The organism is Psychrobacillus sp. Z3-81 (assembly GCF_056620325.1).
The window spans coordinates 348,793-369,757 of sequence record NZ_JBWQPU010000001.1 but is presented as its reverse complement, the minus strand read 5'-3'; the positions used below and the strand labels follow the sequence as shown (position 1 = coordinate 369,757).

Below are 20,965 nucleotides of genomic sequence, written 5' to 3'. Positions count from 1 at the left end.
AGCGGTAAATTTTCATTTTTCAATAGGATCATCCTGAGATTGGAAAATTGCTGACTCTACGATAAATCTCGAAAGGATTAGTACGATACAAATAAATGGAATAGACATCTTTTTAATTGTCTTAACTGCTGACTCTCCGTCTATTATGAACCATTCAGCAACGAAGGCGATTATTAATCCTAAAGCAAGACTAGTGATTGAAACAGGTACTTTTATAAATAAAATACTCAAAAAATATAACCCGATTCCTATAGCCCAAATAACTAAAAACAATATTCCCCATTTTATTATCCAATGGCTGTCGACAAAAATATCAAACTTTTTCGTATAACCAACTGGGTTCCATTTCACGAAATGAAAAAAAGAAAGAAATTTCAATAGTATGAGCGCTAATAATGCTGCTGATAAGCTTGTTACAATAGATAACCATTTCATAAAATACCCTCCTTAAAGGGTAGTTTGTGAAAAAGAAAAATGAATTAATCAATTATGACCAAGAAATTCTCCCATTCCATAGATTATTTTCAATCCTCTATTAAAAACGGCCAAATTTTTACTTCCTTTCGCTGAGAGAAATGCAATATCGGCTCATCATTTTCTACTTCAATCCCTTGTTTAGATAGCATTGTATTCAAATAAAAATTTGCCTGGGCATCATGCAATAACCAAGGTGGATGTAATATTTCTCCTCTTAGAATCTTCCCTGTGTCATTCACTGTATATAAACAGTATCTTTCTGCCATCCATTCTGCAAATGAACCCTTCGCTGGATAATAGGGCTTAGATACAGGCTTGTAGCTACAAACTAATTTAGGCTCAAGCTGGCTCTTCCTTTTACTTTCATATTCGACTAAAAATCCATCCTCTTTCACTGACATATGAGCATAAACATATGGCAAATGCAAAAAGGTTCTAGCCGCTTTCACAGCCAAGCTGTTCATTGCATCCAAGCTAAAGAAATAAATACCTGGTTTTCCATCAATCGTTACGTAAGTTCTAACATTTAATTCTGGGAAACGATTGGTGCCAGGGATTGGTGGGATGCCCCTCCCTCTTAAGCCTGTTATATAAAATGGAACAATTCCTACCCAGGCCATTCCGTTGAAAGTATCTAAGGGGAGCTGTTCTGGCATCAGCTTTTTTAGTTTAACCGGGTCCACAGGATAATGTGCGAACAGGACATTATTCCATACTTGTTTCATCGCCCAAGGAATTTTAGGTAATGGCCAGCCACGATGACTTGCATCCCAACTTTCGGTTTTTTGAATATTATCACGTATTGACACACTACCCCTCCTTCAAGCTTCGATACCCCTTTTGTTTTCTTTATACCCAAATGGACTTTATATTAACCGAAAGAAAACACAGCATTTCCAAGTAGAAGAGATTTATTACCAAAATAAAAAACACTCCTTTGGATTATAAGAGCCAAAGGAGTGCCATTTATCATACACCTTATATTATATAATGCAACTTAATGTAAACGAGCAATTGCTAAGCCTTGAGTTTAGAGCCCACATTTTAACTGTGCGTTACAGTTTGTACATGTGTTACAGCCACCCATTTCTTCGACTGTACCTTTTCGACAAACAGGGCACGTGTTCCCTACTTCTGAACCGATTTTCACATTGGTCGACCGTATATCTTGTATTGTATCAATAAGGACTATCGGTCTCTTTTCTAGAACCTTTTCTTCATGTGTTACATCGTCCATTGTATTTTCTTCAGCCTTCAGTGTCAGTACTTGTGAATCACGGCTACCGTCCACATAAACAGTACCACCTTTTGCACCGCCACGATAAAGTCTTTCATAAACTGCCTCTACCTGCTCCACTGTATAACCCTTCGGTGCGTTTACAGTTTTAGAGATGGAGCTATCAATCCATCGTTGAATGATACATTGAACATCAGCGTGCGCTTCTGGTGACAGCTCCATCGCTGTAACAAACCAATTAGGAAGATTATTAGCATCTGCTTCCGGATGTTCATTTAGGTACTCTTGAACAATATCAGCTTTCACTTCAATAAACTTCCCTAAGCGTCCACTTCTGTAATAAGTAAAAGAATAATATGGCTCAAGCCCTGTAGATACCCCTACCATCGTTCCTGTTGAACCAGTTGGTGCCACAGTCAATAGATGAGAGTTTCGAATTCCTTTTTCCAGTACAGCTTGTTGAATTTCTTCCGGCATTGATTGCATGAAGCCTGTTTCTGTAAATGCTCTGCGAAGACGCATTGTTTCTTCTTCGGTCTCTCCGGTTAAGAATGGGAAGCTTCCTCTCTCGGTCGCAAGCTCTGTAGAAGTTTCGTACGCTGTAACTGCAATCGTCTTAAAGATTTCTTCCACGAGCGCGTTCCCTTCCTCAGAACCATACTCCTTCTCGCAGTAGATCAATAAGTCAGCTAGACCCATTACACCAAGTCCTACTCGGCGTTCTCCCAGAGCTTGTACTTTATTGTCCTCTAAGAAATATGGTGTTGCGTCAATTACGTTATCTTGCATACGAACCCCAACTCTTACAGTTTCCTTCAAAGCCTCATAGTCGACTGTTTTATCCTCTTTATTTGCAAATTGCGCAAGGTTAACTGCTGCTAAATTACACACGGAGTAAGGTGCCAATGGCTGCTCCCCACATGGGTTTGTAGCAACAACTTTTTGGCCGTATGCGACAGCGTTTGTTTTATCGTTGGCATTATCAATAAAAAATACACCTGGCTCTGCAGAGTACGTAGCACAGATATTAATTAGGTTCCATAGCTCTTTCGCCTTTACAGTACGGTATGTTCTTACTTTGTAGCCCATGCGCTCCCATTCACGCACATCTCCAACTAGATGCCAGTTTTGGTTATAAAACTCCATCTCTTCTTCCGTATAGGTCTCTATAGCAGGGAAACGAAGGGCAAAGTCTCCGTCCTCCTCAACAGCATTCATAAACTCGTCTGTTAACGTAACGGAGATATTGGCACCTGTTAAAAATTCAGGATTATGCACTGTATATGTGCCGCCATCTCTAAGCTTTGTTTCAGCGTCCTTTATAATGTCTTCACTGAAGCCTCCAAGGCCAGGTATGGATTTATAGTTTAATAAACCTTGATACATCGCTTCTTCTTGAGGAGTTAAAGGCTTAAATTTAAGCTTGTCCTTTGCAAGCTGTTTAATCGTTTCATCATTTGTATTCTCAATTAAAAATCTTAGAATACGAGGGTTTTGCATTTTAGAAATAATAAATTCTGCAATATCTGGATGCCAATCCGCTAGCATGATCATCTGCGCACCACGTCTTGAACCACCTTGCTCCACTAAATGTGTGAGTTTAGCTATATCATCTAACCAAGAGACAGAACCAGAGGATTTACCGTTTACCCCACGAGCCAATGTGTTGCGCGGGCGAAGTGTGGATCCATTTGAACCAACACCACCACCACGGCTCATAATTTCCATTACTTGTTTTCGATGATCACTGATCCCCTCTCTAGAATCAGCAACAAATGGCATTACATAACAGTTAAAGTAGGTTACATCCGTACCAGTACCTGCTCCATATAGAACTCGTCCAGCTGGAATGAATTTAAGAGAAACTAGCTGTTGATAGAACTTTTCAAACCATTCGGCTCTTTTTTCTTCCGTTTTCTCTACAGAAGCAAGTCCAGTAGCATTACGCTTTGCGATTTGCTCATAGAAAACTTCCAGTGGCTTTTCAATCACACTTAACGGTCTAGTAATGATGCCTGTTTTTAGCTTGGAGCTGTCGTCAATTGCACTTCGATAGTCCTCTTCGATTAAAACTTCTGCTGTTTTAGCCTCTTTGTCAATTGACACAATATACCCTAGACCTCTTGCTGGAAATTTAGGATCTTCTTTTACCGTTAAAACGACAAAATCTCCCACTTTTAGCGTTTTCTTTTCAGTGTCTTTAAAAGAGTAGCGATCAATCATAACAAGTCGAGAGACACCCTTATGTGTCAATTTCATATCTTCCGTTATTGGATGAACTTGAGGAAATAAATCGATGTCCTTGTTAAGTTGAGGAATATTTAAATCCAAAGCTGTTACATTTGTAGTGGTTACCATTTATGCTTCCTCCATTCTACATCTCTCTTATATACAAGATGTAGTAGTTTTATTTATCATACGGCACTATATATAGAGGTGTAAAGCAATTAATACAAAGAATGTAAATTTAAGTATTATTTCCTATTTTTGCTTTTCTCTATATGTCTTAGTGACTTTTATTTTCTAAAATTCCATTCTTTTCTCCCATATCGCTCGTTAACAAGCTCATTTACATAACTTTCTTGTTCAGAGGTCAATCGAAATTCTATTAAGTCAATGTGTAAAGCATCTTCGAATCCATTTTTAAAAGCTTGCTTACACATGTCGATTGAAATCTGATTTTGTAATAATTTGTTAATCGCAACAGCTTTCTGAGATACACTAGCTTCAACCCTTTCTTTTTCTTCCTTCGAGGAGAAACGAAAAGTATTAACCAGCTTTTCAATATCTAGGTCCAAAAGAATAGAACCGTGTTGTAAAATAACACCTTTTTGTCTTGTTTGTGCACTGCCAGCTACTTTCCTTCCTGCTACAACAAGCTCATACCAGCTTGGTGTGTCAAAACAGACGGCTGTTTTCGGCTTCTTTAAAGACTCTAGTTCTTCCACTGTGCTAGGAATGGAAAAATAAGCATCTAAACCAAGATGCTGGAATCCCCTTAATAACCCCTCACTTATTTTACGGTAAGCTTCTGTTACGGTAGTCGGCATATCAGGGTATTTTTCCGAAACAACGACACTATATGTTAATTCATGTTCGTGGAGCACTGCCCTACCCCCAGTCGGTCGTCTAATAAAGCCCAAACCCTGAGCTTTAACAGCCTCCATGTTCACTTCTTTTTGCACAGACTGAAAATAACCTATCGATAGAGTAGCAGGATTCCATTCATAAAACCTAATTACCGGAGGGATGAGTCCCTCGCTATGCCAGTCTAGGAGTGCTTCATCCATTGCCATATTATAAGCTGGATCACAAGGACCAGAATCCAAATAGTACCATTTAGCCTTTTCCAACAGACGTCCTCCTTTATAAAGCATAACGATATTCATTTTATCAAATAGATTGAATTGTATCTAGCAAATCTTTTATAATAGATTTAAGCATAGAAAGGGGAAAGACCGTGTTAGAAATTCTATATACTATCATTGCAGTATTAGTAATACTGGTAGCGTATGCGGCTATTTCTGCATTCCGCATAAAAAAAGCAGTAACAAATCTCAACCAAGAAGAATTTATCAAGGGTTATCGAAAAGCCCAGCTAATTGATGTAAGGGAGCCTAAAGAATTTGATGCTGGACATATTTTAGGCGCACGTAATATCCCTTCCACGCAGCTTAGACAGCGCTTCAAAGAAATCCGACCTGACAAACCAGTTTATCTTTATGATCAAAATGGTGCAAGAAGCTCTCGAGCAGCATTATTCCTTAAGAAAAAAGGATATACAGACCTTTATCAGCTTCAAGGTGGATTCAAAACTTGGACAGGGAAAATAAAATCAAAATAATCTCATAAGGTTTCTTCTTTCAAGGAGAAACCTTTTTTATTGGAGGAAAAAATGAAAAAAAAGATTCTATTCCCAAACAAGGAAATATACAGAGAGACTCATCCTGCATATGAAAATTATGCGATATTTAATCGGAGAGTCATTGAATTGTTACAAGTACATAAAGAAGGAAACTGGGTACCTATAGATTTAGACATCACGCAATATGATACCAGTCTACTAGAAATGATGGAGAACAACTTGATCAATTACGATGTATTAGCAACTATATACGAATCAAAGCCCTCCTATAAAATCTCTAGTAATTCTGAGTTTACTATGGATAGTCAACTAGAAAACTTGTTATCCTTTGACAATAAATTAGTTTTTTTCCCTGATTATGAGGTAGCAATCACACATACATTCTATTTTTCCTTTGACCATACCTGGCCAGCATTTCACTTTTTTGCAACATCACCTCAAAAAGCTATATATTTCCTAAACGAGATCGACGAAAAGATGAGAAAACTTCTTATGCAATCAATCACATATCTCGTGGATACAGAAAATGGTGTGCAAAGAAGAAAGTATGGAGAACAAGCAGTAGTAAATAGAGAGGATGTTCTACTCGAGGAATCCATCAAGAGAGATATTTTTCGATCCATTGATGAATTTTTTAAAGAAGATGGAAGATTCTTCAAAGAATACGGCTTACCATATAAAAGAGGAATACTTCTTTATGGTTCACCCGGTAACGGTAAAACCACTTTGGTAAAATCCATAACCGGCTCCACAAAAGCTCCAGTCGTGTATTGGCAAATAACTGAATTCACTGGGAGCCATTCTATACAAAGTGTCTTTGGAATAGTTACAAGACTAGCACCAGCGATTCTTGTAATAGAAGATATAGATTCCATGCCTGAATATACTCGTTCCATCTTCCTAAACACGCTGGATGGTGTCCAATCGAGAGAGGGACTTTTCATTATCGGTACAACCAATTACCCTGAAAAAATTGATCCTGCCTTAATTAACCGAGCTGGAAGATTTGACCGTGCTTATGAGATACCTTCTCCATCTGAAAAGCAGCGGAAAGAATATCTAGTTAAATTAGATATTCAGCATATCTTCTCAGAAGAGCAGCTTGCAGATGCAGCGAAACGCTCTACCGGTCTTTCGATGTCTCAGCTAAACGAGCTGTATATGTCCGTTGCCCTCAATTGGCATTATGACGGAGAGCTTGGATATGAAAAACGAATTAGAGAACTACAAGAACAAAATAAACGCTCTAACAAAAATGCTTGGGAAGACTCCGATAGCTCTATAGGTTTTTAAATCAAAAATAAAAGGGGTGTCCCATTAAGTAGAAAACTTATGGACCCCTTCCTGCTTTGATAGATATATGCTATTTATCATTGCTCCTGGGGTGGTCGCATCAATATGTCCCGTCCCTAACAGCAAGGGGCCGTCTCAAAATGACTTTTTTAGACGGTCCCTTTCTATATTTTAAACATTAGAGGCTCCCTACGAAATTGGTAGACTCACTCTTTGCCTCCTCTAGAAATTCCTCTAGTAGCATACAAAAAAGTAAAGGCTCAGCCAAAGGTAGCCCATGACCAATGCTTGGTAGTATTAGTGCCTTACAATTATTGTGTCTGGACATAAGCTCAAAAACGGAATCCTTCATTACTGTTCTTTCTTTATTTCCTGCAGTCACAAGCAACTTTGACTGGTTAGACTTAAAACATTCGGGTAATTCGTAGGACATATTTTCTTCAAGCATAGAAAGTAATATCGTTTTTGATATATTAAGACTTTCCTTATAGTATTGCTCGTATTTGTCCTCTGGTATGAACAGTGACCTTGCTTGAAGTTTCGAGAATTTCTTATTTTTTATTAGTGGATAAGACAGCAAGGCAGTGGGCTTCACCATTTTCTTTATTAAGGGCATCGGCTTTACCGTGGCGCTATTAATCATCGCGTAATCTATCATTGTTGGCTCTTTGGCAAGCATTTCAAGTGCTATTTGTGCTCCAATCGAAAAGCCAACCACAATAATCTCCTTATTAGGTACGTTCGTCTTTAAATAATCTATAAGTTCTTCTGCACACTTCTTGATAGAAAAGCATTCTTTAGCTTCACTCCTACCATGTCCTGGCAAATCAGGTACAATGCAATGATAATTATGAAAATAAGCAACGTGCTCTTCCCACATCCAGCCACTAACTCCTCCACCGTGTATAAATAACAATACGGAAGGATGTTTTTCTCCGGTTTCCCTAATATACAACGTCATTTGAACTCCCTTCAAAACAGTATTTTCTTTCCTTTATATATGTTTAATATTTGTACGAATGAACAATTAAATAGTTTCACTGCTTATTTTTCATGAATTGGATTCACTGGACATAGTTGCAGAATAAATTAGAAAGCTAGCGAATGTAATAGCAAAAGCGTTGGAGTTTGGCGAAAGAGAGATGCTTCGTCTATTTTTGAGCTAATTAGGGGAAAATTGGAAATCCCTTTATTCTCGTTCGGCTGGGATTTACTCTCACTCGGCGGAAGGTTACTCTCGGTTGGGATCAGTTTATTCTCGGATAGGAGCAGTTTACTCTCATTCAGCGGATTTACTCTCATTCAGGTGGTACTTACTCTCAGATAGCCAAGTTTTACTCTCACTTAGAATGGTGGAAGGGCATGGCCGATGTCTGCTAGGGATAGTGGAGATGCCTTTATTCTCGTTCGGCAGAGATTTACTCTCATTCAGGTGGTATTTACTCTCAGATAGCCGGGTTTTACTCTCGCTTAGAATGGTGGAAGGGCATGGCCGATGTCTGCTAGAGATAGTGGAGATGCCTTTATTCTCGTTCGGCTGGGATTTACTCTCGCTCGGCGGAAGGTTACTCTCGGTTGAGGTCGGTTTATTCTCCGATAGGAGCAGTTTACTCTCATTCTGGAGACATTTATTCTCGGATAGGCAAATGTTACTCTCAGTTAGAATCCTCTAAGTATAAAAAAGCTGTCTTACGATTCAAGGGAATGAATCAGAAGACAGCTACATTATTTTATGCTTTTGTATAGCGTAATACCGGTTTACGTGCAGCTTTCGTTTCATCCAGGCGGTTAATCACCGTTGTATGTGGTGCGTTTTGTACCATCTCCGGATTTTCTTCTACTTCCTTCGCAATTTGAATCATCGCGTCACAGAAAGCATCCAATGTTTCTTTAGATTCCGTTTCTGTAGGCTCAATCATCATGCCCTCTTCTACGTTCAGCGGGAAATAGATTGTAGGTGGATGATAACCGAAGTCTAACAGACGTTTTGCCATATCAAGCGTACGCACACCTAGTTTCTTTTGACGACGGCCGCTAAGCACGAATTCATGTTTACAATGACGGTTATATGGAAGATCAAAATAAGGCTCTAATCTTCTCATCATATAGTTCGCATTTAAGACAGCATACTCTGTTACCGCTTTTAATCCATCAGGACCCATTGAACGAATATAGGTGTAAGCACGCACGTTAATTCCAAAATTGCCATAGAAAGGTTTTACACGACCGATTGTCTGTGGACGGTTGTAATCAAACGTATATTTCTCATCTTTCTTCACTAGGACTGGACTTGGTAAAAACGGGATAAGGTCTGCCTTCACTCCAACTGGGCCTGATCCTGGACCTCCACCACCATGTGGACCTGTGAACGTTTTATGAAGATTTAAGTGCACACAGTCAAAGCCCATGTCTCCTGGACGAGCTTTCGACATAACGGCATTTAAGTTTGCCCCATCATAGTATAGCTTGCCACCGACACCATGAATGATTTCTGCAAGCTCTAAAATATGCTCCTCAAATAACCCTAGTGTGTTAGGGTTCGTAAGCATTAATGCAGCTGTATCAGGACCCGCTACTCTACGAAGATCCTCTAAATCAACAAGGCCATCTTCGTTGGATTTTACCGTGATTGTTTCAAAGCCAGCCACTGTTGCGGATGCAGGATTTGTACCATGAGCAGAATCCGGTACAATAACTTTCGTACGGTCCATATCTCCATTCGCTTCATGAAAGGCACGGATCATCATAAGGGCCGTCCATTCCCCGTGAGCACCTGCAGCAGGTTGTAATGTTACTTCATCCATTCCAGTAATTTCAACTAAGGATTGCTGCAAGTCATACATTAGCTCCATAGCTCCTTGCACGGTCTCTTCCTCTTGTAATGGATGAATATTAGCAAAGCCTGGGAATCTCGCTACAGACTCATTGATTTTCGGATTATATTTCATCGTACAAGAACCAAGCGGATAAAACCCTGTGTCTACCCCATGATTGCGATTGGATAAAGCAGTATAGTGACGCACAATATCTAACTCGGATACCTCAGGCAGCTCTGCTTCTTCTTTTCGGATTAGTCCTTCCGGAAGGATTGTAGAAAGGTCTACTTCAGGGACATCTAGCTCAGGCAAGCTATATCCAACTCGTCCTTCTCTTGTAATTTCAAAAATTAATGGTTGATTATCCTTATGCATAAAGAGCCCCCATTTCTTGCACGAGTGCATCTATCTCTTCTTTGGTACGCTGTTCTGTTACAGCAATTAACACATGATTTTTTAAATCAGCATTTACTTTTCCTAAATCAAAGCCACCAATGATTCCTTTTTCTAAAAGCTTATGATTGCCTTCAGAGATAGATCCACCTGCTTTCACGACTATTTCATTAAAATGAGCACCTTGGAATGGCACCTCAAAGCCCGCTTGCTCGAATGCTTGCTTAGCATAATGTGCTTTTGTAATATTTTGAACAGCCATTTCTTTTATTCCTTTTTTCCCAAGAGCTGTCATAGCCACAGAAGCAGCCAATGCGTTTAGCGCTTGGTTAGAGCATATATTAGATGTCGCTTTGTCACGACGGATATGCTGCTCACGAGCCTGAAGTGTCAACACGTACCCACGACGACCTTCTTCGTCTGTTGTTTCTCCAACTAGACGTCCTGGAACTTTACGCATTAACTTGGAAGTAACTGCGAAAAATCCACAATGTGGTCCACCGAATGCTTCAGATATCCCGAAAGGCTGCGCATCACCTACTGTTATATCTGCACCAAGCTTGCCAGGTGGAGTTAGTACCCCAAGAGAAAGAGGGTTTGCTGATACAATAAATAATGCATTCACTGCATGAGTGATCTGCTCTACCTCCGAAAGATCTTCTATTTGACCAAAAAAGTTTGGATACTGAACCATTACACCGGCAGTATTTTCATCTACAGCCTTTTCTAATTCTTCTAGATCCGTTACGCCATTCTTCATAGGAACAGTAACTACTTCAATGTTTTGCCCTCTTGCATAGACCTTTACCACATCAATATATTCTGGATGAATTGCCTCAGAGACTACTAGCTTCTTACGACGAGTATGTCCCGCAGCAAGATTTCCTGCTTCTGCTAACGCTGTACCGCCATCATACATAGAGGAGTTAGCCAAATCCATCCCAGTCAATTCACAGATCATTGTCTGGAATTCGAAAATTGCTTGTAGTTCTCCTTGAGAAATCTCTGGCTGATACGGTGTATAAGCAGTATAAAATTCTGAACGTGAAATAACATGGTCCACAATGATAGGCTTAAAGTGATCGTACACACCTGCACCCAAAAAGGACGCATATTGTTTGCTGTTTGCATTTTTTGCAGCAAGCTGTGACAATTCTTTTAGTAATGCAGCTTCTGCTTTTGCAGGCTTAATATTATATTCTCCTTTGAAACGAACCTTCTCAGGAATATCAGCAAATAATTCATCAACGGAAGAAATCCCAATAACCTCTAACATTTCTTGCTGATCTTTTTCAGTCATTGGTAAATAACGATGCTTCATGAAAGGATAACCTCTTTCTTCTGATTATTTTTCTCTTTTATAAAAAGGAGTCGCAACAGTTACTGCCTTTAAGCGCTTGTTTCTTATCTCTACTTCTACCTCTTGACCAAGCTCTGTATATGCTGTTTCAATTAGCGCAAGACCGATGTTCTTTTTAAAGGTTGGGGACTGTGTTCCCGTAGTGACAAATCCGATTTGCTTATCCCCAACATAGACTGGATAGCCTGTACGAGGAATCCCTTTATCAATCATTTCGAGTCCAACGCTCTTTCTAGGTATGCCATTTTGTTTTTGCTCTACTAACACTTCTTTGCCAAGAAAGTCAGCATCTTTCTGAAGCTTTACCACAAAGCCGATGCCTGCCTCAAGTGGAGAGATATCCTTCGAAAGCTCTTGACCGTATAATGGAAGACAAGCCTCAAAGCGCAATGTGTCTCTAGCACCTAGGCCGCAAGGTAGAACACCTTCCTCTTCTCCTGCTTCTAGAAGCTCTTTCCACAAGTCTGCTACATCTTCGCTAGATGCATAGATTTCGAATCCATCCTCCCCGGTATAACCAGTTCTGGACACAAGCACTTTTTTACCAGCCACTTCAACCTCATCTTGAAAACGGAAGAATTTAATAGAAGAAAGGTCTGTAGAGGTAAGCTTTTGAAGTATCTTTTCTGCCTTTGGTCCTTGCAATGCCAATAGTCCATAGCTATCAGAAAGGTTAACAAGCTCTACGTCATCTGTTGCATGCTGCTTTATCCAGTTAAAGTCCTTTTCAATATTACCTGCATTTACGACTAATAAATAATGATTTTCTTCAAGCTTATAAACTAACAAATCATCTACTATTCCACCATCGGTATAACACATAGCAGTATATTGCGCTTGACCAACTGCCAATTTGGAAACATCGTTAGTTATAAGTTTTTGTAAGAAGGCTTCGCTTCCTGTCCCTTTTACAATTATCTCTCCCATATGAGAAACATCGAATAATCCAGCTCTTGTACGAACAGCCTCATGCTCTTCTTTAATGCTTGAGAATTGGACTGGAAGTTCCCAGCCACCAAAATCAATCGTTTTTCCACCATAAGCTGCATACACATCAAATAAAGGTGTCCTCTTTAATTGCTCAGTCAAGTAATTTCCTCCTTCTCTTACGTTCAAGCTTGCGTTCCTCCAAGACCATAAAAAAGGACAGAGGAACCCCTTTGTTACTAAGTAGGTTTCTCTGTCCTGGCACCTGAAAGTTTACCAAAATGGCTTTCCTCTTTGGTGGCTTCTCAAAACTATAGACAAGCACTCTCCAGAGTTGCGTCCTATATGAGTTCTTTTGCCTGAGAGATTCATAATCTTCGCATTATTTGCTCCTTCGGCGACGCAATGGCGTTCTCTCCCCATATAATCATCCGCTATGAAAATGATTATTCTTCATCTTTGTCTATATCCTAACATTATGGGGTAAATAAGGCAATCAATTTTAGTATTATATAGAAGATACGAACATTAAACAAATTTCTGATAAAATCATTCGCCTTTCAAACGTTTTACTTGAAAAGCAGCATACTCTGTTATTTGCCTTAAGTGTCTATTTTGAGTTCGGATTGTAATATGGGCTGCTTTTCGATAGAATTTCTTCCTACTATTATATAGCTGCTCCAATTCCTCTCTTGTACTTTGCTGAACGATAGGACGATTTTTATCATGACGGATCCTTATCCAAATATCATCGAAAGTAGCGTCTAAGAATAGCACTAGTCCAGTTTGTCTCATAATCTGGATATTTTTCTCACTCATAGCTACACCACCACCAGTGGAAATGATACATGATTCCTTTCGAAAATTTTTTAGAAACTCTGTTTCAAGTTTTCGAAAGTATGCCTCCCCATCCGTTTCAAAAATTTCCGGAATAGACCGCTTCTGCTGTTTAACAATTTCCTTGTCCATATCGTAATAAGGCATCTTTAATAGATAACTTAGCCTTCTACCTATTGCACTCTTGCCACTACCCATAAATCCAACTAAATAGACTTTATACATTTTTTCACCACTCACTACATACCAGTATTATTTTGTCGTTTTTTAATATTTTCTATTTTAATGATAGTAGCATTAATATTGGTTAATTCCAATGAATCATACGTTCTATATTTTGTTTGGTAGGCGGATGTCATAGAAATAATAGAAGCTGTTACTAGCAATAGTAATAATATTGTTGCAGGTAATAGCATGCCTTTTTCATTGTTCAGCTTCTGTAACATAAATAGTATGCTCCTTTTCTGAACCATTTTTGAATCTTACCTGAAAAGTCAGTGACCGTTCACTCATAGAAACAACTAGATTTTCCACATTCATCAATAAAGGCTCATGGCCAAGTTTATTTTTTTGTTTTCTTACCATATTAGGGTAATATTCTATATCATACTCTTCCTGGTTTACTGTATAGCGAATACCAGCAGGCTCCTCTTGAAGAATGATACTATCTACCTTTGCTAAATAACTATCTACTTGTTGGATAAAAATAGCCCATTCCATATCCGTCACATTCGTCAGCCGCTCTTCAGTCTGATAAATATAGTGAACAGTTAAAAGAAATAGTTGAGAGAACAAAAGAAAAATGGACATTTGCAAGACAGCATTGACGAAAGTATAGCCCGATTCAGAGGACTTCTTTAAGGAAGGTGAATACATTTTCTTTCTTCCTCCCCTATCCCTTCAAATAGAACACAAATACCTTCTGATGTTAGTTCATAAAAATAATCAATCTTCTCTATATTCATCACACCACTTTCTTCTTCGTTAGAATGAAATCTCTTAGCTGCTTCATACATAACAAGAGATGCATGGTAGTTTCTCTTCTTTGCCTCCAATGAATTAGCTATTTGTTGTACCATGGGAAGTAGTATAGAGCTTATCAGCATGAGGACTGCAAGACTTGTAATAGCTTCTGGCCAAGAAAATCCCCTTTCATTCCTCATATAATAATTTCCCCTGACCAATATTTACAGTAATCTTCTTTTGCTCCCCTTTAACTTCAAAAAGAAACCAACCAAACTGACTAACTGTTCCATTAGGGTGAAAACCTAACACCCGAAGATAGCTAGCCTCAGTCAAATTAATCCCATTAGGGAGCTCCCTCTCTACATACAAAGTATTATGATGTTTTATAGCATATTTTTTGCCATTTTGACTAAAATCCATATATACATATTTTGCTTCCGCTAACGCCATTGCTTGCATTTGGAGGATATCTGTATTGAATTGTCGAAAAAAATTTTTCTCTATCTTTTCATCGATTTGTGAGGTCGTAATCATCACAGCAGAAGAGCTTATAAGCATAAATATCATTAATACTATCAAAGCCTCAAGTAGAGTAAAACCATCATTTTTGCTCATCATTTTTCTCTTGAACCGATACTATCCCATTTGTAATGATAATCTCGTTACCATTGGAGCAAGTCTTATTTGAATTTGTCAGATAATCGTTCTCAATTAGTTGATCCATGGTGGGTACTTCTTTATGGTCTATCTTGTAAGAACCGACTTGGCCTTCTACCATTTTGACTAGGGCTTCGCATCCTTTGCTATCAATACTAGCTGACTGCTTCGTAACATTTGGTATAGTAACAAGAATCAATACAGAAATTATTAACAGTACAATCATCATTTCGACTAAAGTAAATCCTTTATTGTTTCTTATTTTTTTCATATTTTTTGCTCCTTTTATATAAAATCTATTGTTTTGTAAAGAGGTAATAAGATAGATAAGTAAGCACCCATGATAAACAGGGCTAGAATTAGGAATAAAACAGGCTGAAGAATATTGAGATATTGCGTAAGCTTAACCTCTATTTGGTCAGCTAAAACATCACTATAGAGAGTCAGTTCTCTCCCCAAATAGCCACTATTCTCTCCATGTGAAATAAATTGAGGAAAATCAGCTGTGAAAAATTCTATATTTATGACAGATTCACAAAATGAGTTTCCCTTAATTGCTTCTAGCTCCATTTTTTCTCCTACAAGCTTTAGTAGTGGGTCCTCATGTTGAGAAATTAAAGCTGAAAGGGAGTTTTGTAGAGACAATCCACTTTCCAGTAGTGTCCCCATCTCCCTAGCAAATACATGAGTGACAATCAGCTTTTGCCAATCTCCTATAATCGGAATACGATGGAGCACTTTTCTTCTGAGCTCCATGTCCTTTCTATCGAGCCAAAGTTTAAACAAATAGAGAAAGAAAATAGTGAGAAAGGATAAAAGAAAAAACAAGTTAGGAAGGTTTAATAAAAAATTGGAAAGGAAAAGTGAATGATTGGTTGCATTTCTTGATGAGAAGAGGGATTCCATATTCGGAAGAAAATACATTCGAAAAACAGCAAATAAGAAAAAGATGACGATGAATAGACATAGTGGATATATAAGTAGACTTCTCATACGTTTGACTGTCTTTTCATACATCGCACTGTGTTTCGCCAACACTCTAGTAGTATCCTCTAACAAGCCATGAACCGAGGATAGGTGAATCGGAAGAATAATTCTGCTCGGGAACCCTAATATCTTAAATACCTCTATGAGGTCGGAGCCCTTTTTCTGTTCCTCTACTATTCGCTCATACGCTTTGGAAGAGTCTTTCAAATAGAAAGGCAAAAGAAGCTTGATTGAATCATGAAAGGTATAGCCTTCTTCTAGGAGGTCGCTAAGCCTTGTTAAAAACGAAGAATGCTTTTTTCTTGAAATATGACAGGTTCCTTTTTCTCTTAAAAGTTTAGCTATGCTGAATGACACCTTCTTTTACCCCCTTATTTAATTGGAAAGAGAGTGTTAGATGCTCCGGCATACAAAACTTCCCACCATACTGCAGAGACTTTAAAGCTTCCTCTAGGATCTCCTCGGAGATAATCTCATAGAGTGCTGATAATCCAGTTGCATTTTCTTGTTCTACCTTGACCAATTGTTGAGTAACGATACCTGTGATCGTTTGCTTTAATTCATCAGGGGTAATTCCTAAATCCATTAATCGATAAAGGGCTCCTAAGCCATTTCTAGCATGGATCGTAGAAACGACCATATGACCGGTTAGAGCGGCTTGTATTGCCGCCTTTGCTGTCGCTTCATCCCTAATTTCTCCAATCATAATCACATCAGGTGAGTGTCTTAAAATAGCTTTTAAACCCGCAGTATAAGTTACTCCTGATTTCTCATTGACTTGGATTTGTAATAGATGAGACTGACTGTTCTCTACTGGATCCTCCAGGGAAATAACATGCCGATTCAACGTTTCGGCCCAATATTTTGTAAGAGAATACATAGTAGTAGATTTTCCAGATCCAGTCGGACCAACAAAGAGGATCATCCCCCAGCGATTATTTGCCATTTCGATAATTTTATCGGAGGAATCTCGATATAAGGAAAGGGAATGAATAATTTTTGCGTTATCATGCTGTTGAAGTCTTATTACGACACTTTCTTTTCCAAATACTGATGGGAGAGTCGAAACGCGAAAAGAATATTTCTGTGTATGAAAGGTATGCTGAAAGGAACCGCTTTGAGGTTTTCTTTTTTCGCTGATATCTAAAGAGGATAAAAATTTATAAAAAGAGATAATTCTATCACCTAAGTTCAAGGGGAGCTTTCCTACCTCGAACATCTGGTTATTTTTTTTGAAATAATAGACATAATATTCGTTGCTCGGAATAACATGAAGATCGGATGCTCCAAATTTTTGTGCTTTTTCTAACAATCGAAAGCATTTCTGCTCTACAGTATTCTCTAGTTTCACGGTAACCCCTTTCTCCAGTATAAGGCTTGGCCGCAGTAAGCCTTGTAAAAAATAGTATACTGTGAAACGATAAATAAATAAAGAGATAATTAGCAAGATTTAGTGAATTAATAATTTGTTTTGTGGAAGCTCTTCCTTCCTTTATAATATATTTAACAGGAAATGGAGTGATTGTATGAACGACACCTTAAAACTTTCTTCAACCCTGGCAGATGAAACGAGATACTCTATCTATCAATTTATTGCAAAAGAAACGAGTGCGGTAAATGTGCAACAGATTGCCAAAGAGTTTAACATCCACCCTAACGTAGCAAGACTTCATCTAACAAAGCTGACTGAATCCAAACTAATCGTATCCAACCTTGAAAAGAAAAGTCAGGGAGGGCGGCCAGCAAGAGTATACGAAATAGCAAATGACCCAATACACTTAAGCTTTCCTAAGCAAGAGAACAGATTATTATTAGGTTGGCTTATAGAACTTGTGTCTACCTCTGGTGAGGATACATGGCGTAAAGCAAAAGATATTAGCTATCAATCCGGAAAAAAAGCTATTCCTAATATCCCAACCTCATTTGAAGAAAAAGTAAAAGTAATAAACGAAGTTGCCGATTTCATAGGATATATCCCATCTATTATGGAACAGGAAGGAAAAAGAATCATTACGTTTCAAATCTATAATTGTCCCTATAAAGGGCTCATCAACGACCATTCTGAAATCATATGTAGCCTCCATGAATCATACCTGAAAGGGATTTATGATTCTCTATTTCCAGAGAATGAATTTATTCAATTAGAAAGTATGATAAATAATTGTGCGAATTGCGTATATAAAATAAAAGTTTTATAATGAAGAAGATGAATCATATTTGTGACAATAAAATATTTTCAGCTTACTATAATCATTATTCGGTTTACATGTGTGAACTAATTCATTTATAATGGAAAAGAGTTTATTTTTTGTATTCGTTTGTTAAAGGAGGGACTATAATGGGCAATATGTATAAAGTGATGGCATTTTGGACAGGGATTTTCGCAGTTATGTTTTATTTAGGTGATATGATGCCAGCATCTTTAATATTTTTAGCAAATACGGGATTATTCCTTCTTTTAGGGTTCTTGAACCTTTCTGAACGTATGTATATGTATATCTTTGGGGCTTACTTAATGTTCTTCTTCGCCGGGTTTACATACTACACAACGTTTATTCATGTACCTGGTGCAGGACATTAGTAAACAAAAAGCAGCTCTCTAAAAGAGCTGCTTTTTTATGTCAAAATCCGTTTAGAAAAGGGTTATGCGTCATTTCCTCTGAAATCGTTGTAGCTGTGCCGTGACCTGGATAAATAATTGTATCCTCTGGCATTGATAATAGCTTTGTATGAATGGAGTCCATTAACTGTTGCTGATTGCCTCCAGGGAGATCTGTCCGTCCAATACTGTTTTGGAAGAGTGTGTCACCTACAATAGCAAAGCCCTCCTCTTTAAAATAGAACGTTACACTACCTGGAGAATGACCCGGTGTCACTAGTAGTTGAAAACAAAAATCTCCAATATTCATTTCCTGCTCTTTTTCTATTAGATGGTCTGCGTCTTTACAGCTAATTGATGGAATTTCTGCATACTTTCCAGAGCCATTTTTAAGTGGATCCTTTAGCCACTTCTCTTCTGCCTTATGTAAATATACTGGAATAGAATACGCATCCCTTACTTGATCAACGGCGCCAATATGATCAAAATGGGCGTGTGTCAGTAATATTGCTAAAGGTTTAAGCTGCAGTTTTTTAAGCTCACGAATAAATTCTGCTGCATGTCCACCTGGGTCAATTATTAAGCACTCCTTCTGTTGATTGGAAATGACATAGCAATTAGTTTGAATATAGCCAAGCTGATATGTTCGTATGTTTAACATTTTTTCACCTCTCTAATATCTTAATCTAATATGGTTCTAATGTTCAATTAATTGCCACTTTTTTTACTCGACAAAATTATAGAATACATTTACAATAGAAGATGAATATTGTAATGGCGACATTCATTTTCAATGTCGGAAGGAGTGTCTTTATGAACTTATTAATCGTTATTTTTGGGTTAGTTGCAATTTTAGCAGCAATAGGTACTTTCCAAGCAATTAAAGAAAAGAATGTGCTTGGCGTTCTGTTTAACTTAGGAACATTTGCAGTATTTGGTTTCTTCGTAGTAATGACTGTTCTTCACCAAGGATATCCACCAACATTACACTAAAGAAATTAGCTCTTGTTTGCTATTCCTAAAATCGGATAGCAAAGAGCAAATTCAAGCCAAAGATAAAATACCTCGGGAAGCTAGCTTCTCGAGGTATTTTTGTGTGTAAATAAAAATGAGCATATATTTTTGAGATCTGAGCCTAGAGTTTACTAGTGTCCATTTTCAGTACTTATCACTCTAGACTATATTTAATCCATAGATTGGTTACCTTTCCTTTATCTCTTCAAAGAAACTTAGCTGGACTGCTTTTTAGCAATATCCAAAGTTTTGTCCCACTAAAGTATAAGCAAGATCGTTTTATTCCTTAATTTCTAACCAATCTACCCCTTTAAATGGCTCTATCTGAATCCATTTTTCCTTTTCATAACCACTTAAACAAACCTGTCCGTTAGGCGAACAATCAATAGGCAAACTGTTAACTATCCCAAACTCCTCCGTTTGCTCTATGGAGTAACCAGTTAAAAGATTTTTTTGCTGAATTGCATCAATGTTCCCCCCTTGAGTTGGCTTGCTCATGATGATTTTATCAGGATAGAGAACAGAAATGTTCGGTATTACCCATTCTGAGTAATTACTAACTGCAGGCGTTGTCCACTCTTGCTTTACTGCAGTATCTTTATTAACCAACTGATAACGGAAATTATCAGATTCCTCCTCTATTTGAATATACAAATATGCATCGCCGAGAAAGATTACATCCAATATATTTTCCCATTTTGTTTCCTTCATCACCTGCTGTCTGAAAGAATAAAGTAAGAGCTTGCTTCCATCTAGGCTCGACTCTTCCCATTCAAACACCATTAGGTGCTCATCATCGTACCACTTAATAAACGGATTATCCACTTCTATTGCCATTAAGTCTTGTTCTTTTCCATTGTAAACGAAAGAACTGTATGACCAATCCTCATAAAAAGCAGAGAATGCAATTAGCTGAGGGTTCGTAGGGTGCCAGCTCATATACATTTCAGCAGATTCAAAATGAAGAGATTGTTCAAGCACGCCCTTTGTATCTATTAGCTGAATTTCTGCTGAAGATGAGTTCTCCGATACATGCAACATAATCATCTCTTTAGAGGGATGAATCTCTCCCTGGATGATCGGGAAACTCGTCTCATAGATGGTTCTCCAAGATTTATACTCAATTGAGTAAGCTTGGACAGTCCATTTCCCATTATCGAGAAGTATGAATAAAATCTCCTCATCATTTAACCAACCAATAACACTATGAAAAGTTGAACGCTCGAGCTGTAGAGTGGGTATTTCATTCTGCGGGGGCGATGGTTCATTGTCTAAAGACTGCTGCTCATTCTTAGAAGGTTCTTGTATTGGTGTATCTTTCTCTATTAGCTCCTCTGCATGATTTTCTTTACAGCTCACCAAGAAAATACAACAAAGGAGAAGGATTATGTATAATTTTCTCATCGACTCCCCCCTTCACTCTCTATTAGACGTAGCTAATAATATTTTGTTACGTCTTTCTAATAAAAATATTGAAAAAGTCATTTTATTTCTTTATTTTAAAATAGAAAACCAAGCATCTACTCTCCCTCTTTAG

General features: G+C 38.1%; 23 protein-coding genes and 2 riboswitches. Of the genes, 5 read left to right on the top strand and 18 right to left on the bottom strand.

Annotated elements, in window-relative coordinates; translation table 11 throughout:
* Positions 1-12: 12 nt before the first annotated feature.
* The 4 genes from AC1ECF_RS01950 to AC1ECF_RS01935 all read right to left on the bottom strand — a co-directional run bounded on the left by AC1ECF_RS01950 (position 13) and on the right by AC1ECF_RS01935 (position 5,067).
* Positions 13-435, bottom strand: a complete 423-nt coding sequence (locus AC1ECF_RS01950) for a hypothetical protein (RefSeq protein ID WP_480387699.1) — start codon at positions 433-435, stop codon at positions 13-15.
* Between the two features lie 89 nt (positions 436-524).
* Positions 525-1,286, bottom strand: coding sequence for a YqjF family protein (locus AC1ECF_RS01945; RefSeq protein ID WP_480387698.1), 762 nt, complete (start codon positions 1,284-1,286; stop codon positions 525-527).
* 221 nt (positions 1,287-1,507) lie between these two features.
* Positions 1,508-4,072 carry a vitamin B12-dependent ribonucleotide reductase gene (locus AC1ECF_RS01940; RefSeq protein WP_480387697.1) on the bottom strand — a complete coding sequence of 855 codons (2,565 nt, stop codon included), beginning with the start codon at positions 4,070-4,072 and terminating at the stop codon, positions 1,508-1,510.
* Positions 4,073-4,230: 158 nt separating this feature from the next.
* A complete protein-coding gene (locus tag AC1ECF_RS01935) occupies positions 4,231-5,067 on the bottom strand; it encodes a lipoate--protein ligase family protein (RefSeq protein WP_480387696.1) in 837 nt (278 codons plus the stop codon).
* Between the two features lie 107 nt (positions 5,068-5,174).
* On the opposite strand from AC1ECF_RS01935, the gene AC1ECF_RS01930 reads away from it, so the two are divergent.
* Positions 5,175-5,558 (top strand): rhodanese-like domain-containing protein, encoded by a 384-nt coding sequence (locus AC1ECF_RS01930; protein ID WP_480387695.1) that lies wholly within the window; start codon positions 5,175-5,177, stop codon positions 5,556-5,558.
* A gap of 51 nt (positions 5,559-5,609) precedes the next feature.
* Complete coding sequence (locus AC1ECF_RS01925; protein WP_480387694.1) at positions 5,610-6,872, top strand: ATP-binding protein; 1,263 nt, start codon at positions 5,610-5,612, stop codon at positions 6,870-6,872.
* A 178-nt stretch (positions 6,873-7,050) separates the two neighbouring features.
* Here AC1ECF_RS01925 and AC1ECF_RS01920 read toward each other — a convergent pair whose 3' ends face one another.
* The 12 genes from AC1ECF_RS01920 to comGA all read right to left on the bottom strand — a co-directional run bounded on the left by AC1ECF_RS01920 (position 7,051) and on the right by comGA (position 17,166).
* The gene (locus AC1ECF_RS01920; RefSeq protein ID WP_480387693.1) at positions 7,051-7,833 is read right to left on the bottom strand and encodes an alpha/beta fold hydrolase; all 783 of its coding nucleotides are present in this window, start codon (positions 7,831-7,833) and stop codon (positions 7,051-7,053) included.
* A 769-nt stretch (positions 7,834-8,602) separates the two neighbouring features.
* Positions 8,603-10,063: an aminomethyl-transferring glycine dehydrogenase subunit GcvPB gene (gene gcvPB, locus AC1ECF_RS01915; protein WP_480387692.1), complete on the bottom strand. Its 1,461-nt coding sequence runs from the start codon at positions 10,061-10,063 to the stop codon at positions 8,603-8,605.
* Positions 10,056-11,402 carry an aminomethyl-transferring glycine dehydrogenase subunit GcvPA gene (gcvPA, locus tag AC1ECF_RS01910; protein ID WP_480387691.1) on the bottom strand — a complete coding sequence of 449 codons (1,347 nt, stop codon included), beginning with the start codon at positions 11,400-11,402 and terminating at the stop codon, positions 10,056-10,058. The genes gcvPB and gcvPA overlap by 8 nt, the downstream gene beginning before the upstream one ends.
* A 24-nt stretch (positions 11,403-11,426) precedes the next feature.
* Complete coding sequence (gcvT, locus tag AC1ECF_RS01905; protein ID WP_480387690.1) at positions 11,427-12,530, bottom strand: glycine cleavage system aminomethyltransferase GcvT; 1,104 nt, start codon at positions 12,528-12,530, stop codon at positions 11,427-11,429.
* A gap of 89 nt (positions 12,531-12,619) precedes the next feature.
* Positions 12,620-12,702, bottom strand: a riboswitch (glycine riboswitch).
* Positions 12,703-12,705: 3 nt separating this feature from the next.
* Positions 12,706-12,799: riboswitch (glycine riboswitch) on the bottom strand.
* A 118-nt stretch (positions 12,800-12,917) separates the two neighbouring features.
* Positions 12,918-13,430, bottom strand: coding sequence for a shikimate kinase (locus AC1ECF_RS01900; protein ID WP_480387689.1), 513 nt, complete (start codon positions 13,428-13,430; stop codon positions 12,918-12,920).
* 14 nt (positions 13,431-13,444) lie between these two features.
* A complete protein-coding gene (locus AC1ECF_RS01895) occupies positions 13,445-13,651 on the bottom strand; it encodes a hypothetical protein (protein WP_480387688.1) in 207 nt (68 codons plus the stop codon).
* A complete protein-coding gene (gene comGF / locus AC1ECF_RS01890; RefSeq protein WP_480387687.1) occupies positions 13,629-14,081 on the bottom strand; it encodes a competence type IV pilus minor pilin ComGF in 453 nt (150 codons plus the stop codon). Before comGF ends, AC1ECF_RS01895 begins: the two co-directional genes overlap by 23 nt.
* Complete coding sequence (locus AC1ECF_RS01885) at positions 14,063-14,368, bottom strand: hypothetical protein (RefSeq protein ID WP_480387686.1); 306 nt, start codon at positions 14,366-14,368, stop codon at positions 14,063-14,065. Before AC1ECF_RS01885 ends, comGF begins: the two co-directional genes overlap by 19 nt.
* A complete protein-coding gene (gene comGD, locus AC1ECF_RS01880; RefSeq protein ID WP_480387685.1) occupies positions 14,358-14,786 on the bottom strand; it encodes a competence type IV pilus minor pilin ComGD in 429 nt (142 codons plus the stop codon). Before comGD ends, AC1ECF_RS01885 begins: the two co-directional genes overlap by 11 nt.
* Positions 14,773-15,099, bottom strand: coding sequence for a competence type IV pilus major pilin ComGC (gene comGC, locus AC1ECF_RS01875; RefSeq protein WP_480387684.1), 327 nt, complete (start codon positions 15,097-15,099; stop codon positions 14,773-14,775). Before comGC ends, comGD begins: the two co-directional genes overlap by 14 nt.
* Before the next feature lie 14 nt (positions 15,100-15,113).
* Positions 15,114-16,172: a competence type IV pilus assembly protein ComGB gene (gene comGB, locus AC1ECF_RS01870; RefSeq protein WP_480387683.1), complete on the bottom strand. Its 1,059-nt coding sequence runs from the start codon at positions 16,170-16,172 to the stop codon at positions 15,114-15,116.
* Positions 16,153-17,166 carry a competence type IV pilus ATPase ComGA gene (gene comGA, locus AC1ECF_RS01865; RefSeq protein ID WP_480387682.1) on the bottom strand — a complete coding sequence of 338 codons (1,014 nt, stop codon included), beginning with the start codon at positions 17,164-17,166 and terminating at the stop codon, positions 16,153-16,155. The genes comGB and comGA overlap by 20 nt, the downstream gene beginning before the upstream one ends.
* 175 nt (positions 17,167-17,341) lie before the next feature.
* Between comGA and AC1ECF_RS01860 the strand changes: the two genes are divergently transcribed.
* On the top strand, positions 17,342-18,013 hold the full coding sequence (locus tag AC1ECF_RS01860) for a helix-turn-helix transcriptional regulator (protein ID WP_480387681.1): 672 nt from the start codon (positions 17,342-17,344) through the stop codon (positions 18,011-18,013).
* 140 nt (positions 18,014-18,153) lie between these two features.
* Positions 18,154-18,396 (top strand): DUF2626 family protein, encoded by a 243-nt coding sequence (locus tag AC1ECF_RS01855; protein WP_480387680.1) that lies wholly within the window; start codon positions 18,154-18,156, stop codon positions 18,394-18,396.
* Between the two features lie 40 nt (positions 18,397-18,436).
* Here AC1ECF_RS01855 and AC1ECF_RS01850 read toward each other — a convergent pair whose 3' ends face one another.
* A complete protein-coding gene (locus AC1ECF_RS01850) occupies positions 18,437-19,075 on the bottom strand; it encodes an MBL fold metallo-hydrolase (RefSeq protein WP_480387679.1) in 639 nt (212 codons plus the stop codon).
* A 152-nt stretch (positions 19,076-19,227) separates the two neighbouring features.
* Here AC1ECF_RS01850 and AC1ECF_RS01845 point away from each other — a divergent pair, with 152 nt between their 5' ends.
* Complete coding sequence (locus AC1ECF_RS01845) at positions 19,228-19,407, top strand: DUF2759 domain-containing protein (RefSeq protein WP_480387678.1); 180 nt, start codon at positions 19,228-19,230, stop codon at positions 19,405-19,407.
* Between the two features lie 300 nt (positions 19,408-19,707).
* On the opposite strand, the gene AC1ECF_RS01840 is transcribed toward AC1ECF_RS01845, so the two are convergent.
* Positions 19,708-20,832 (bottom strand): YqgU-like beta propeller domain-containing protein, encoded by a 1,125-nt coding sequence (locus AC1ECF_RS01840; RefSeq protein WP_480387677.1) that lies wholly within the window; start codon positions 20,830-20,832, stop codon positions 19,708-19,710.
* Positions 20,833-20,965 lie beyond the last annotated feature (133 nt).